The organism is Chromobacterium sp. CCUG 76385, from assembly GCF_059916625.1.
Window position 1 is genome coordinate 1 of the sequence record NZ_JAUCGU010000038.1, and the last position, 14,929, is coordinate 14,929.

Consider the following 14,929-nt stretch of genomic DNA (forward strand, 5'->3'; position numbering starts at 1 on the left):
AGATACAACCTGTGCATTGTTTGCAGGAAGCGGTGGGGCGAGGCTACCAACTTACAATTGGGACATAGCCAAAAAAAACACCCCTGCGGCAACGCGGCAGGGGTCAACACGAGGAAGAAACATCGGACCGGCCTTGGCCAGCGCGATATTTCGAGGGGCTAACACCTCAAAACCTTGCGGCTCTCAGTGCAGCGGGCATTCTAACGTAAATGCTCTATAAAAATCCAGTACATTAGAGCAAATCATCCAATTTTCATTTTTCCGGCCACTGATGATCGCGGAACTGCTCGCGCAGCTTCATCTTCAGCAGCTTGCCGGTGGCGGTGTGCGGCAGCTCGTCGACGAAGGCGATGTCGTTCGGCGTCCACCACTTGGCGATCTTGCCGTCGAAGTAGGCCAGCAACTCCTCGCGCGTCGCCCGCGCGCCCGGCTTCAGCGTCACCACCATCAGCGGCCGCTCGTCCCACTTGGGATGCGCCACGGCGATGGCCGCCGCCTCCGCCACCGCAGGATGGCCCACCAGGATGTTTTCCAGATCGATGGAGCTGATCCATTCGCCGCCGGACTTGATCACATCCTTGGTGCGGTCGGTGATGCGCATGAAACCGTCGGGGTCTATCGTCACCACGTCGCCGGTATGGAACCAGCCGTCGGCGCTATGGTTGGCGTCGAGTTCGCGCTTGAAATACTGGGACAGCACCCAGGGGCCGCGCACCTGCAGATTGCCGAACGACACCCCGTCGTGCGGCAAGGGCAGGCCGGCGTCGTCGACGATGCGGATGTCCACGCCGTACACCGGCCGCCCTTGCTTGGTCAGCAGCGCGTTCAACTCCGGTCCGGCCAGGCCCTGGTGTTTCAGTTTGGGCGTGCCGGTGGTGCCGCAAGGCGACAGCTCGGTCATGCCCCACAGCTGGCGCATCTCGATGCCGCGCTCGGCCAGCTGCTCGATCATGCTCTCCGGCACGGCGGAGCCGCCGGCGATGACCCGCTTCAAAGGCGCCAGCGACAGGTTTTCGCGCTGGCAATATTGCAACAGCTGCAGCCAGACCGTGGGCACGCCGACGGTGGCGGTCACGCCCTCCTCGGCGATCAGTTGCTGCAGGCTGGCGCCGTCCAGCTTGGAACCCGGCAACACCAGCTTGCTGCCGTTCATCGCGCAGCTGTACGGCAGGCCCCAGGCGTTGGCGTGGAACATCGGCACCACCGGCATCACCACCGAACGCGCCGAGATGTCGAAACTGTCCGGCAAGGCGCTGCCGTAAGCATGCAGCACGGTGGAACGGTGCGAGTACAGCACGCCCTTGGGGTTGCCGGTGGTGCCGGAGGTGTAGCACAGGCTGGAGGCCGCGTTCTCATCCAGGCGCGGCCAGGCATAGACATCGCTATGGCTGTTCACCAGGTCTTCATAGCTGATCAGATCGGGAATGCCGCTGTCCGCCGGCAGGTCGGCATGGCTGGCCAGCAGCACGAAATGCTCGACGCTCTTCAACTGGTCCGCCAGCTGCGCCACCAGCGGCAGGAAGCTGGCGTCGAACATCAGCACCTTGTCTTCCGCGTGGTTGATGATCCAGGCGATCTGCTCCGGGAACAGCCGCGGATTGACGGTGTGGCAGACGGCGCCGCTGCCGGAAACGGCGAAATAGATCTCGAAATGCCGGTAGCCATTCCAGGCCAGCGTGCCGATGCGGTCGCCGGGCGCGACGCCCAGAGACGGCAGCGCGTTGGCCAACTGGCGGGCGCGGCGGGCGGCGTCGCGATAGGTGTAGCGGTGAATAGGCCCTTCCACCGTGCGCGACACGATTTCGGTGTCGCCATGAAAACGCTCGGCGTGCGTCAGCAGGTCGGAAATCAGCAACGGCAGGTCCATCATCTGTCCACGCAGCATCTTGCATCTCCCCTTTATCAGTATGGAATCCGCACGTTACGCCGCGCTGGAGCTTTCACTCCAATCATATTTTCTGATGGCCAGCCATCGTCCGATTTATATCATCGTCATGATTCTTGGTTCAGTTTTTGACCGGCTTCTTGGCCAGCATGCGCTGCAAGGTGCGTCTATGCATGTTCAGCGCGCGCGCGGTGGCGGAGATATTGCCGTCATGCTCGGCCAGCACGCGCTGCAAATGCTCCCAGGTGAGGCGGCGCAGCGACATCGGCTGCGGCGACACCGGCAGCTCCGGGTTGGCCGCCTGCTGCGCGAATGCCGCCAGAATCTCATCCACGCCGGCCGGCTTGCCCAGGTACTGCACCGCGCCCAGCTTGGTGGCCTCCACCGCGGTGGCGATGCTGGCGTAGCCGGTCAGCACCACGATGGCGCTGTCCGGGCTGGCCTCGCGCAGCGCCGGCAGCAGCCGGAGGCCGCTGTCGCCGTCCAGATTCAGGTCCAGCAGGATGCGCGCCGGCCGCTCGGCCGCCCGCGCCAGGGCCTGCGCCGCGTCGCGCGCCCACTCCGCGGCATAGCCGCGCCGGCTCAGCGAGCGCATCAGCACCATGGCGAAGGCTTCGTCATCATCGATCAACAGAAAATCGCTCACGTCTTTTCCTCCAGCGCCAAGGGCAGCATGATGCGCGCGTGCACGCCGCCCTCGGCGCGATTGTCCAGGCTCAGCGTGCCGCCCAGACGCGCCAAGGTTGCGTGGCTGAGCATCATGCCCAGCCCCAGCCCGGCCGGTTTGGCCGATTCCAGCGGCGCCAGGCCGGCGCGCGCCAATTGCGCCTCGCTCAAACAACCCTGGCGATTGATGATGTCCAACAGCAGGCAGCCCTGGCGCAGCTGCGCCGCCACCGTCACCTCACCGCCGCCGGCCTCGGCCGCGTTGTTGACCAGATTGAACAGCGCCGGCCAGAACGCGGCATCCAGCGCCACCCGCGGATCGTCGCCGTCCGGCGCCTGCCAATCCAGCTTGACGTCCGGCCGCAGGCTGCGCCAGCCCTCCAGCCGCTCCGCCAGCGCGGCGAACAGCGGCTGCGCCCCGGGGCTGGGTTCGGAACCATGCTTGAGCCGGGACAGCGTGCCGCGGCAGCTGGCCAGTTGCGCCCGCATCAGCTGCAAATCCTGCAGCAGCGCGGCGTCGCCGGCGCGCTCGCTGATCAGCTCGTCCACCAGCAGCGTCAGCGTATTCAGCGGCGTGGACAGCGAATGGGCGGCGCCGGCCGCCTGCATGCCCACCGCCAGCAATTGCTCATCCCGCAGCTGGGTCTCCCGCGCCTCGGCCAGCGCGTCGCCCTGATGCCGCAGCTGGCGGGCCAGCCAGGATACGAAGCCGGCGATCAACAGCGCGGACAGCGCGAAGGAAATCCACATCCCGGCCAGGTGCAGATTAAAGGCATAGGCGGCGTTGCCGCCGTTCAGCGGCCAGTCCAGATGCCACTGGAACAGCAAGCCGTAGGCGGCCACGCTGAGGATGGCCAGCAGCCAGGCGAACCAGCCCGGCGACAGCAGCGCGGCGAACAGCACCGGCGGCAGGTATAGCGAAGCCAGCGGATTGGCCGCGCCGCCGCTGAAAGCCAACAGCTCGGTCAATACCAAAACGTCGGCCAGCAGGCCCAGCCGCAGCGCCTGCTCGGCCGACACCTCCCAATCCGGCAGCCGCGGCAGCGCCAGATTGACCAGCGCCAGCGTCGCCAGCGCCTGAATGATCAGCGTCCATGGCAAGGCTACGTCCAGCAGCGCGCAGCCGGCCATCAACGCCGAGGCGAGCAGCAACATCATCCAGCGCAAGCGGCAAACCCGGCGGCTGGTTTGGCGCGGATCAATGGCCTGCTCCGGCTCCCATATCGCATTCCATTTCATGCCGCCACTTTACACCATGGCGCCGAGCTGGCGCGCTGCGACAATATGCCGCATTCCGGGCGGGAACGGTTTCAAATAGCATCGCCGCAAAATTCAAAAACCGTTTGGCTCCCGTGATGCTCAATAAAATCCTGCTTCCCGTGCCCTTGGCGCTGGCGGTCGGCCACGCCTTTGCCGCCGATCTGCCCGTCTTCCACGCCGACACCATCGTCGTCACCGCGGTCAAAACCGAACAGCCATTGCGGGTGGAAACCGACCCGCGCGCGCCGCGCCAGCCGGTGCCGGCCGGCGACGGCGCCGACCTCTTGAAAACCATTCCCGGATTCGACGTGGTGCGCAAGGGCGGCAGCTCCGGCGACCCGCTGTTGCGCGGCCTGGGCGGCTCGCGGCTGAACATCCTGGCCAATGGCGGCTTCGTCTACGGCGGCTGTCCGGGCCGGATGGACCCGCCCACCGCCTATCTGTTCCCCGACGCCTACGACAAGCTGGTGGTGATCAAAGGGCCGCAGTCGGTCAAATACGGCGGCGGCTTGATCAGCGGCGCGGTCAGCTTCGAGCGCAAAACCCAGCCCTTCGACCAGCCTGGCCTGCGCTTCGACGGCAGCCTGCTCGCCGGCAGCGCCGACCGCCGGGACGCTTACGCCGACCTGACGCTGGGCGGCGCGCTGGGCTATCTGCGGCTGATCGACTCCCATAACGAGGCCAGCGATTACCGAGACGGCAACGGCCAGAAAGTCCATTCGGCCTACCAGCGCGACAGCCAGAGCCTCATCGCCGGCTTCACGCCCGGCCGCGACACCACCATCGAGCTGTCCGGCGACTTCGGCCGCGGCCACGCCGCCTATGCCGATCGCGGCATGGACGGCAGCCAGTTCGACCGCAGCGCCTGGGGCGTCAAGGCGGAACAACGCAATCTCGCGCCGTGGCTGGACGCGGTCAGGCTGGCCGCCAACCATAGCTACGCCGACCACGTGATGGACAATTACTCGCTGCGGCCGCTGCCCCCCGGCAAACCGGCTAGCGCCAGCAATCCGGACCGCACAACCGACGCCGCCAAGCTGGAGGCGGATCTGGCCTTTGCCGATATCGAGCTGACCGCCGGCGCCGACTGGCAGAAAGACCGCCACAGCAGCCGCTTCGGCGGACGCGACTACGCCAGCCTGCCGCGCGTGCCGGACCAGCATCTCGAACGCGCCGGCCTGTACCTGGAAGGCAGCAAACCCCTGGGCAGCGGCAAAGTCGTCGCCGGCTGGCGCCACGACCGGGCGCGCGCCTATTACGACGCCACGACGCCCCAAGGCGAGCAGCTACAGGATTACCGCCTCTATAGCGGCTTCGCCCGTTACGAATACAAACTGGGGAGCTGGACGCCGTATGCCGGCGTCGGCGTCGCCGAACGCGCGCCCGATTACTGGGAACGCGCCAAGGTCAGCGCCAACCGCAATGTGCTGCAGCCGGAGCGCAATACCCAGCTGGACCTGGGCACGCTGTACCAGGGCGAACAGGTCAAGGGTTCGCTGTCGGCCTACCTGAGCCGCATCGACGACTTCCTGCTGATCGACACCAAGTCCAGCCAGCAGACCCGCAATATCCAGGCTTACCGCTACGGCTTCGAAGCCGACGCCGCCTGGCGGTTCGCGCCGCAGTGGCAGCTGTCCGGCAGCGCCGCCTACAGCTGGGGCGCCAACGCCACCGACGACAAGCCGCTGGCGCAGACGCCGCCGCTGAGCGCCACCGTCAGCCTGGCCTGGGACAATCAGACCTGGGCCGCAGCCGCCGTCTGGCGCGTGGCTGCCGCGCAGACCCGCTACGCCATCGGCCAGGGCAATATCGCCGGCCAGGACATCGGCCCGACGCCAGGCTTCGCCACCCTGTCGCTGAACGGCGGCTGGCGCGTCAGCAAGGCCATCAAGCTGACCGCCGGCATCGACAACCTGTTCAACCGCGCCTACGCCGAGCACGTCAGCCGCGGCGGCGCCGACGTCATCGGCTATGACCGCACCCTGCGCGTCAATGAACCTGGCCGCACGCTGTGGATGAAGCTGCAGGCGCATTGGTAAGACAACCGTAGGGCGGAAGCCCGGCCTGGCCGGGCGTTCCGCCGTGCCTAGCGGACTGCCGAGGTACGACAAACCGTGGCGGCGGATCGCCCCTTCGGGGCATCCGCCCTACGCCGGATTGATTTCATAAAAAAAATGGAGAACGGTGATGAAGAAATTTTGGATGCTCGCGCCCGCGCTGTGCCTCAGTCTGGCCGGCTGCCTGGGCGGCGGCGTATCAAGCAGCGAAAGCCCTGCGCAAAACCAGGATGCCAGCCCGCCGCAGCCAGGCTTCGGCGGCGGCGCCACCACCGTCCATTTCGCGCTGAAATCCGGCAATCAGCCGGCGACATGCGGCAGCAAGCTGAGCAATATCGGCAGCAGCCATGCCAACGCCCAGCTGACCGAAGGCATGATGTATGTGCACGATGTGGCGCTGATCACGGACCAAGGCCAGGAAGTGCCGCTGCAGCTGGACCAGGCCAATAAATGGCAGTTCCTGAACCTGGCCCTGCTGGACTTTGCAGGCGGCAGCTGCAAGCAGCCGAATGTGGACGACAACCAGCCGCTGGACGGCAGCAACAGCGACGTCGTGGGCACCGCCCCGGCCGGCAACTACACCGGCCTGAGTTTCAAGGTGGGCGTGCCGATCTCCGCCAAGAACGCCCAAGGCAAGGAAGTGGGCTTGAACCACCAGCCGGCGCACAGCCCGCCGCATCCGATACTCGGCGTGTACTGGCTGATGTGGGAATGGCAATCCGGCCATCGCTTCATGCGGGTAGACCTGGCGCCGGACGGCGGCGTCAAGCGCCAGGACGGCAGCGGCGATCCGAAGTGGTCTTTCCACCTCGGCTCCACCGATTGCAAGCCGGACCGCAACATCGCCGGCGGCTACCGCTGCGGCAAGCCCAATCGCTTCAAGGTGAGGTTCGACCGCTTCGATCCGAAATCGGACCGCGTGGTGCTGGATGTGCAAGCGCTGTTCGCCGGCAACGACATCATCCGCGACGACAGCGCCGATTTCGGCTGCAAATCCAATGTCACCGACGCCGAATGCCAACCCATCTTCGACCGCCTGGGCCTGCGGCTGAACGAAAGCCAGCCGGGAGCCAATGACGGCGGCCAGCCGCTGGACGATGGCCGCCATTCCCGCGTGTTCCGGCTGGAGAAAATCGCCTCATGAGGCCGCTCGCCGCGCTGGCGCTGGCCGGACTGCTGACGGCATGCGGGCGGGAGGCGGCCCCGCCGCCCGCGCCGACCGGCGATTGGCATTGGACGCTGCCGGCCGGCGTCGCCCCGCCGCCGGTGCCGGCCGACAATCCGATGAGCCAGGCCAAGTTCGAGCTCGGCCGCCGCCTGTTCTACGACAAGCGGCTGTCCGGCAACGGCAGCGTCAGCTGCGCCAGCTGCCATCCGCAGGACAAGGCCTTCAGCGACAGCGTGGCGCGGTCGCTGGGCAGCACCGGCGAGCGCACGCTGCGCAATGCCCAGCCGCTGGCCAACGCCGCCTGGCGCAAGAGCTATACCTGGGCCAATTACTCGCTGACCACGCTGGAGCGGCAGATGGACGGGCCGCTGTTCCGCACCGATCCGGTGGAAATGGGCATCAAAGACGGCAATCTGCCGACGGTGCTGGCCAGACTGCGCGCCGATCCTTGGTACCAGCTGGCATTCGCCCGCGTCTTCCCGGCAGAGCGGCAGCCGCTGTCGCTGGCCAATATCGTCAAGGCCATCGCCACGTTCGAGCGCGGCATCGTCTCGTTCGACTCGCGCTACGACCGTTACCAGGCCGGCCGGGCCGGGCTGTCCGCCGCCGAGCTGCGCGGGTTGAAGCTGTTCCGCTCGGAACAAGGCCAGTGCCTGCGCTGCCATGGCAGCCCGGATTTCGACGACCAGATGGCCGGCCACGGCGAGGGCCTGCCCTTCCACAACATCGGCCTCTACAACACGGATGGCAAGGGCGGCTATCCGTTTCCCAACCGCGGCGCGCTGGAGCTGAGCGGCCAGCCCGCCGACATGGGCCGCTTCCGCAGCCCCAGCCTGCGCAATGTCGCCCTCACCGCGCCGTATATGCACGACGGCAGCGTGGCGACGCTGGAAGAGGCGGTGCGCGTCCACGCCGAGCATGGCCGCCGCGGCGCCAAAGGCGGCGACGGCCGGCGCAACCCGTGGAAAGACGCCGCCATCGACCGCATCCGGCTGAGCGCGGCGGAGCAGGCCGACATCGTCGCCTTCCTGAAAACCCTGACCGACGACACGCTGACGCGCGATCCGCGGCTGGCCGACCCGTTCGCCGCGCGCCGATGATGGCTGCACTCGTCGCCGGCCGGCCAGTCTGCTACGCTGTCTGCCTTTAGACCTGTGCCAAAAGCGGATGAAGACTCCCTATCTGAAAATCCTGGCCTGCGGCCTGACGCTGTTCATCCTGCTCGGCCCGCTGGTGGCGCTCTTGGCCAGCGGCGTGGTGCCGATGATGGCCTACCTGATGGGCGCGGTGCCAGCGCTGATCTTCGGCCTGCTGCTGTGCCTGTTGCGCATCATCCTGGCAGGACCGGTGGCGCGCTGGCAGCGGCAGTGGCCGGCCTGGCTGCTGCTGCTGGTCGCCTTCATGCCGGGCGCCTTCAGCGGCAGCGTGATCACGCTGCTGTACGCCCGGGTGGCGGAGCCGCTGCTGTATAACGACTGGATGACCATCTATCTGGGCGCGATGGCCGGCGGCGTGTGCAACGCCCTGTTCTGGCGCATGCGCTTCGGCGTGAGCGCCGACTGATCAACTTCACGGAATACTCAAGATGCCGCATTGCGTCATCGAATGCTCAGCCGACCTGGCCCGCCATCCCGCCATCGAACAACTGGTCCAGGCTGTCCATGATGCGGCCATCAGCTGCGAGGTGCGGGACATGGACCCGGCCGCCTACGCCAAGCGCGCGAGCTGACGCGCAGGCAAAAAGAAGCCCGCCGGTCAAAGCGGGCTTGCAACCTTTGTCTGCCCGGAGCCTGTCGCGCCGGGATATTCACAGCATAAACCAGCATCCAGCCGGCGGCGTGCGGCAGATTGTCGCAGTCACGCCGTCCGCTCCAACCTCGCCTCCAGGCCGCCCTCGGGCCGGTTGCGCAACACCAGCCGCAGGCCGTGCAGTTCGGCGATGCGTTCGACAATGGACAGGCCCAGGCCGCTGCCGGCCTGCTGCTGGCCCGGCGGGCGGAAGAAACGCTCGCGCACCCGCGCCAGCCACTGCGGCGGGATGCCCGGCCCCTGATCCAGCACGCTGACCGCGTCCCGCTCCAGCCTCACCGTCACCACGCCATCGGCCGGCCCATAACGGCAGGCGTTTTCCAACAGATTGCGCAACATCAGCCCCAGCAAGGCCTCATCGCCAAACAGCGGCAGCGCCGCCTCCGGCGCGCAACGCCAGTCCAGCCGCCACTCCACCTGCTCGGCCAGCGGCGACAGCTCCGCCAGCATATGCTCGATCAAGCGCTGCCAATCCAGCCGCGCCCGCTGCTGCGGCTGTTGCAGCGGGTCGAGCCGCGACAGGGCGAGCAGCTGCTCCACCAAACGGCCGGCGCGCGAGATGCCCAGCTGCAGCTGGGCCAGGGCATGACGGCGGCCGGCATCGTCCGGCATCAATTCCAGCACTTCCGCCTGGACGCGCAGCGCCGCCAGCGGCGTGCGCAACTCATGCGCGGCGTCGGCGGTGAATCGCCGCTCGTGCTCCAGCATCTGCCCCATGCGGCCAAACAGCGCGTTCAGCGAACGCAGCAGGGGCTGCACTTCCTGCGGCACGTCGGCGCGGACCGGGCTGTGGTCGTCCGGCGCGCGCGCGGCGATGACGGCGGCCAGCTTGCGCAAGGGCGCCAGCTCGCGCCGCAGCGCGAACAGGATGGCAAGCAGCATCAAGGGCAGGCCGATCAGCCATGGCAGCAACTGCGCCGTGACCACGCTCCACACCATTTCCTGCCGCAGGCCTAGCTTCTGGCCCACCGCGACCTGCCGGCTTCCATCGGCGGACAGCAGATACAACATCCGCCAATCATGATGCCGGTCCTTGCCGGGCTCGTCGTAGAAGCCGCGCCGGCTGGGCTGATAATCGAAGCGGCGGCCGCGGCCGTCGCACAACAGCCGGTTGCCTTGTCGGTCCCATACCGCCAAACCCAGATCGCCATTGTCCATGCGCCCCGCGTCGGCGCCATGCAGCAAGTGCTTCAGCTTGGGCGTGTCGTCCGGCGCCGCATTATGGACATCGATGGCAAGCAATTGGCGGGCGAACTGCGCCATCTGGGTATCGAACAATTCATCGACCTCGCGCTGCGCCAGCCACACCGCGGCGGCCGACGCCGCCAGCCAGGTGACAGGCACGATCAGCAGCAACACCAGCAAGAGCCTGGCCTGCAGGCTGGCCGGCCGCCTCACGCCGGGTCTCCCAGCGTATAGCCGATGCCGCGCAGCGTGCGGATGAAGCCGGCGCCGAGCTTCTTGCGCAGGTGATGGACGTGCACTTCCAGCGCATTGCTTTCCAGCTCCTGCCCCCAGCCGTACAACTTTTCCTCTATCCGCTCGCGCGGCAGCACGCGCCCTCTGTTGCAAAGCAGCAACTCCAGCAAGGCCAATTCCCGCGCCGTCAGCTCCAGCGGCGCGCCGTCCAGCGTCGCCACGCGGCCGACCGGGTCCAGCGTGAGCCGGCCATGACTCAACAGCGGCTGGCTCATGCCTTGGCGCCGTCTATGCAGGGCGCGCAGCCTGGCCGCCACTTCGGCCAAGGCGAAGGGCTTGGCCAGATAGTCGTCGGCGCCGGCGTCCAAGCCGCCGACGCGATCCGCCAGCGCGTCGCGCGCGGTCAGCACCAGCACCGGCACATCGCTGCCCTGGTGCCGCCACGCGGCCAGAATGGCCATGCCGTCCAGGCCGGGCAAACCCAGGTCCAGCACGGCGGCGTCATACGGCGCGGCGGACAGCGCGTCGCGCGCCTGCAAGCCATCCTGCAGCCAATCCACCACAAAGCCGAGCTGCCGCAAACCCATGCGCAAGCCGTCGCCGATCTGGCCGTCGTCCTCCACCAGCAGTATCCGCATCGCTCCTCCCCGTATCGCCTTTCTTATCTCACCGCCAGCTTAAATGATGCTTAAGCGCGGCCAGCAACCTTGCCGACGACGCGCGGCGCGCCAGGCAAACCAAGAATACGCCGCCGCCGTCCCGGCGCTTCACATGCTTGTCAACAAAGTCTCATTTGCCTGTCACTTCATCATTGCAGCATGGATTATCACCTAGGCCCACGGACTTGCCATGCAGCCAGACTCCGCTCCCGAAGTCCCCCGCCGCCTGCGCAGCATCTGGATTTCCGATGTCCATCTCGGCACCGCGGGCTGCCGGGCGGACCACCTGCTCGACTTCCTGCGCGAACACGAATCCGACTATCTGTACCTGGTCGGCGACATCGTGGACGGCTGGCAACTGAAAAAATCCTGGTACTGGAAGCAGAGCCACAACGACGTGGTGCAGAAGCTGCTGCGCAAGGCGCGCAAGGGCTGCCAGGTGATCTACGTCCCCGGCAACCACGACGAGGCCGCGCGCCAATACTGCGGACTGGACTTCGGCGGCATCGCCATCCGCCACGAGGCCGAACACGTCACCGCCGACGGCCGGCGGCTCCTGGTGCTGCATGGCGACGAATTCGACGGCGTGATCCAGTACGCCAAGTGGCTGGCTTATCTGGGCGACAACCTCTACACGCTGATCCTTGAGCTGAACCGCGGCTTCAACTGGGTGCGCACCCGGCTGGGCCTGCCGTATTGGTCTCTGTCGCAGTACCTGAAGCACAAGGTGAAAAACGCGGTCAACTTCATCAGCCAGTTCGAAAGCATTGTCGCCGGCGAAGCCAGGCGGCGCGGCTTTGACGGCGTGGTATGCGGCCACATTCACAAGCCGGAAGTGCGGATGATAGACGGCATCCTGTACGGCAACTGCGGCGACTGGGTGGAAAGCCTGTCGGCGCTGGTTGAACATCCGGACGGCACGCTGCAAGTGCTGCACTGGACCGCGCTGGCCTCGCCTAAAACGGCCGAGCAGCAAGACATCGCCCCGCCCACCATCGCCACGGAGGAATCCTCATGCGCATCATGATCATCACCGACGCCTGGAAGCCGCAGGTCAACGGCGTAGTCCGCTCGCTGACCGAAACCGTGCGCGAGCTGGACGGCTTCGGCCATCAGATCAATATGATCACGCCGCTGGAGTTCCGCACCCTGCCCTGCCCCACTTACCCGGACATCCGCTTGTCGCTGCTGCCCTACCGCCAGGTGGCGCATCGCATCGCCGGCTTCGCTCCCGACGCCATACACATCGCCACCGAAGGGCCGCTGGGCCTGGCTGCCCGCCGCTTCTGCCTGCGCGAAGGCCTGGCCTTCACCACCGCCTATCACACCCGGTTCCCGGAATACATCCACGCGCGCTGCCGCCTGCCGCTACCCATCAGCTATGCCTGGATGCGGCGCTTCCACGGTGCCTCGCAGGCGGTGATGGTGCCCACCCGCTCCATCGCCAACGATCTGGAAGCGCGCGGCTTTGACAACGTCAAGCTGTGGAGCCGAGGCGTCGACACCGAAATGTTCAGCCCGGGCGAGCGCCAGCGGCTGGATGAATCCATCCCGCCGCGCTTCGTTTACATTGGCCGGGTGGCGGTGGAAAAGAATATCGAGGCCTTCCTCAAACTGGACCTGCCCGGCTGCAAATGGGTGGTCGGCGATGGCCCGTTGCTGCCCAGGCTGAAGCAGCAGTATCCGGACGTGCACTTCGCCGGCGTCTTTCCGCAGAACGAGCTGGCGCGCTTCTACCGCGCCGCCGACGTATTCGTGTTTCCCAGCCTGACCGACACCTTCGGCCTGGTGCTGCTGGAGGCGATGGCCTGCGGCACGCCGGTTGCCGCCTTCCCGGTGGCCGGCCCGCTGGATGTGATCGGCGATTCCGGCGCCGGCGTGCTGGACTGGGATTTGCGCGCGGCCTGCCTGCAGGCGCTGGACATTGACCGCGACCATGTGCGCCGCGTCGCCGAAGGCTATTCCTGGCAGGCGGCCAGCCGCCAGTTTGAATCGCATCTGCGGCCCAACCCGGTCACGGCCGCGACGGTCAGCCCGGCGCAGGATTGAGACGATCCGCCACGACAAGAAATACTTGCTTCACAATCTGTAAGCACTATATTGATAAAGTCGCAGCAACAGGGAGGAGACAGGATGAGTCAGACGTTGACCACCGGCAACCTTACTCTCGATTCGGCACTGCGACTGCGCCCGAACACATAGCGCCAGTCGGCACCGTAAGGTGCCTGCAGTGCCCCAAACAGCGTCCAAGACGGATGCACGGTATGATCCAGAGGCCGCCGGCCGGCCAGACATGACGTAGAGACACCACAGCTGAAGACGGACAACAGAGATGATCCCCGCGGGAAGCTTTTTCCCGTATTCGCACCCATGACAGGGCGCAGGATGTGCCGGCAGTAGAGTATCGAAAAACCCAACAGTACCGGCAATCTGCAGTTTCCTTCCAGGCGGCGGCGCGTAGAGCGCATGCCGTAGTGACTCTAGTAGGGTTCGCGCCCGGAACCGCAAGCTTTAAGCCGAGCGCGAAATCGATGTTTCGTCCCCGTCGTCATCCGGAGGGCGTCCCAACACCGGGACGCCCTCTGTCTTTATGAAAAATTCATTACAATGACACTGATCAAAATAACGGTTAGTGCTAAAAAAATCAGCAAACGATCTTCCACCATGGCCAGTCCGTCCGGTACCATGCGACAGTCGCGTCCTGCCGTCTGGCAGAGCGATGCCATCACGATCGCGTCTCGGCAGCCGCCCTGGCGTCATCCCAAGCACAAACGGCCCGCGCGAGCACGTCTCGCGCCGCCATACAACGCCCGAAGCCGCAGGAACTGAGCAGGGGAACGGCAAACGGGTTAAAATCCTTGCAACGCAACATGATTCCGATCTTTATTGAGTGAGCTGCGCGACATATGTCTTCTCCCAATCTGACCGCTGAAAAAGTCCTGTCCGTCCACCACTGGAACGACACGCTGTTCAGCTTCACCTGCACCCGCGACGCGGGTTTGCGCTTCATCAACGGCCAGTTCGTGATGATAGGCCTGGAAGTCAACGGCAAGCCGCTGATGCGCGCCTACTCCATCGTCAGCTCCAACTACGAGGAGCACCTGGAGTTCTACAGCATCAAAGTGCAGGATGGTCCTCTGACTTCCAAACTGCAGCACCTGCAGGTTGGCGACACCGTGCTGATCAGCAAGAAGCCCACCGGCACCTTGGTGCAGGACAATCTGCTGCCGGGCAAGAACCTGTATCTGCTGTCCACCGGCACCGGCCTCGCCCCGTTCATGTCCATCATCAAGGACCCGGACGTGTACGAGCGTTACGACAAAGTGATCCTGACCCACGGCGTGCGCTGGGTCAGCGAGCTGGGCTACCACGACTACATCACCAAGGAACTGCCGGAAAACGAATTCTTCGGCGATATGGTCAAGGAAAAGCTGATCTACTACCCGACCGTCACCCGCGAGCCGTTCCGCAATCAGGGCCGCCTGACCGACCTGATCACCAGCGGCAAGCTGTGCGCCGACATCGGCCTGCCGCAGCTGAATCCGGAACACGACCGCGTGCTGATCTGCGGCAGCCCGAGCATGCTGCATGACCTGTGCGAAATCCTGAACGGCATGGGTTTCAAGGAATCGCCGCGCATGGGCGATCCCGCCGATTACGCGATCGAGCGCGCCTTCGTCGAGAAGTAATCCTCCGCCCCGCGCGGAATGCAAACAGCCCCGCCGGCTTGCGCCGCGGGGCTGTTTCTTTACGCAGGCCGGAACGGGCCGCTTGCCGTATCCAGACGCCGCGCAAAACAAAAGGGAGGCCGAAGCCTCCCCAGTTTTTGTGCGAGCCAGATGCGATCTGGTTTTATTACTTGGCTGCCGAAGCGGCGGCCTTGTGTTGCTTCTTGCCATGGTGCTTGTGGCTCTTCTTGGCTACCGGAGCGGAAGCGTCGGCCTTGGCGGCTTGAGCCTTCTGGGCGGAAGCTTCATGCTTCTTGGCAGCGTGCTTGTGAGCCTTC

13 protein-coding genes are annotated in these 14,929 nt (G+C 65.8%); 8 read left to right on the forward strand and 5 right to left on the reverse strand.

Annotation, left to right across the window (positions count from 1 at the left end):
- Positions 1 to 253: 253 nt before the first annotated feature.
- From QUG01_RS17805 to QUG01_RS17815, 3 genes are all read right to left on the reverse strand, one after another.
- Entirely contained in the window at positions 254 to 1,885 is a 1,632-nt protein-coding gene (locus QUG01_RS17805; RefSeq protein WP_500831252.1) for a 3-(methylthio)propionyl-CoA ligase, read from the reverse strand.
- Between the two features lie 121 nt (positions 1,886 to 2,006).
- Entirely contained in the window at positions 2,007 to 2,531 is a 525-nt protein-coding gene (locus tag QUG01_RS17810) for a response regulator transcription factor (RefSeq protein ID WP_500831253.1), read from the reverse strand.
- On the reverse strand, positions 2,528 to 3,790 hold the full coding sequence (locus QUG01_RS17815; RefSeq protein ID WP_500831254.1) for an ATP-binding protein: 1,263 nt from the start codon (positions 3,788 to 3,790) through the stop codon (positions 2,528 to 2,530). Before QUG01_RS17815 ends, QUG01_RS17810 begins: the two co-directional genes overlap by 4 nt.
- 116 nt (positions 3,791 to 3,906) lie before the next feature.
- On the opposite strand from QUG01_RS17815, the gene QUG01_RS17820 reads away from it, so the two are divergent.
- The 5 genes from QUG01_RS17820 to QUG01_RS17840 all read left to right on the forward strand — a co-directional run bounded on the left by QUG01_RS17820 (position 3,907) and on the right by QUG01_RS17840 (position 8,765).
- The gene (locus QUG01_RS17820) at positions 3,907 to 5,850 is read left to right on the forward strand and encodes a TonB-dependent copper receptor (RefSeq protein WP_500831255.1); all 1,944 of its coding nucleotides are present in this window, start codon (positions 3,907 to 3,909) and stop codon (positions 5,848 to 5,850) included.
- Positions 5,851 to 5,998: 148 nt separating this feature from the next.
- Positions 5,999 to 7,012, forward strand: a complete 1,014-nt coding sequence (locus QUG01_RS17825) for an MbnP family copper-binding protein (protein ID WP_500831256.1) — start codon at positions 5,999 to 6,001, stop codon at positions 7,010 to 7,012.
- A complete protein-coding gene (locus QUG01_RS17830; protein WP_500831257.1) occupies positions 7,009 to 8,136 on the forward strand; it encodes an MbnH family di-heme enzyme in 1,128 nt (375 codons plus the stop codon). The genes QUG01_RS17825 and QUG01_RS17830 overlap by 4 nt, the downstream gene beginning before the upstream one ends.
- A gap of 67 nt (positions 8,137 to 8,203) precedes the next feature.
- The gene (locus QUG01_RS17835) at positions 8,204 to 8,599 is read left to right on the forward strand and encodes a hypothetical protein (protein WP_500831258.1); all 396 of its coding nucleotides are present in this window, start codon (positions 8,204 to 8,206) and stop codon (positions 8,597 to 8,599) included.
- A gap of 22 nt (positions 8,600 to 8,621) precedes the next feature.
- A complete protein-coding gene (locus QUG01_RS17840) occupies positions 8,622 to 8,765 on the forward strand; it encodes a hypothetical protein (protein ID WP_500831259.1) in 144 nt (47 codons plus the stop codon).
- 128 nt (positions 8,766 to 8,893) lie between these two features.
- On the opposite strand, the gene QUG01_RS17845 is transcribed toward QUG01_RS17840, so the two are convergent.
- Positions 8,894 to 10,243, reverse strand: coding sequence for an ATP-binding protein (locus tag QUG01_RS17845; protein WP_500831260.1), 1,350 nt, complete (start codon positions 10,241 to 10,243; stop codon positions 8,894 to 8,896).
- The gene (locus QUG01_RS17850; RefSeq protein ID WP_500831261.1) at positions 10,240 to 10,902 is read right to left on the reverse strand and encodes a response regulator; all 663 of its coding nucleotides are present in this window, start codon (positions 10,900 to 10,902) and stop codon (positions 10,240 to 10,242) included. The genes QUG01_RS17845 and QUG01_RS17850 overlap by 4 nt, the downstream gene beginning before the upstream one ends.
- Before the next feature lie 211 nt (positions 10,903 to 11,113).
- On the opposite strand from QUG01_RS17850, the gene QUG01_RS17855 reads away from it, so the two are divergent.
- The 3 genes from QUG01_RS17855 to QUG01_RS17865 all read left to right on the forward strand — a co-directional run bounded on the left by QUG01_RS17855 (position 11,114) and on the right by QUG01_RS17865 (position 14,612).
- Positions 11,114 to 11,950 (forward strand): UDP-2,3-diacylglucosamine diphosphatase, encoded by an 837-nt coding sequence (locus QUG01_RS17855; RefSeq protein WP_500831262.1) that lies wholly within the window; start codon positions 11,114 to 11,116, stop codon positions 11,948 to 11,950.
- Positions 11,938 to 12,972: a glycosyltransferase family 4 protein gene (locus QUG01_RS17860; RefSeq protein WP_500831263.1), complete on the forward strand. Its 1,035-nt coding sequence runs from the start codon at positions 11,938 to 11,940 to the stop codon at positions 12,970 to 12,972. The genes QUG01_RS17855 and QUG01_RS17860 overlap by 13 nt, the downstream gene beginning before the upstream one ends.
- 857 nt (positions 12,973 to 13,829) lie before the next feature.
- Positions 13,830 to 14,612: a ferredoxin--NADP reductase gene (locus tag QUG01_RS17865; RefSeq protein WP_071109949.1), complete on the forward strand. Its 783-nt coding sequence runs from the start codon at positions 13,830 to 13,832 to the stop codon at positions 14,610 to 14,612.
- The last annotated feature ends 317 nt before the right edge of the window (positions 14,613 to 14,929 follow it).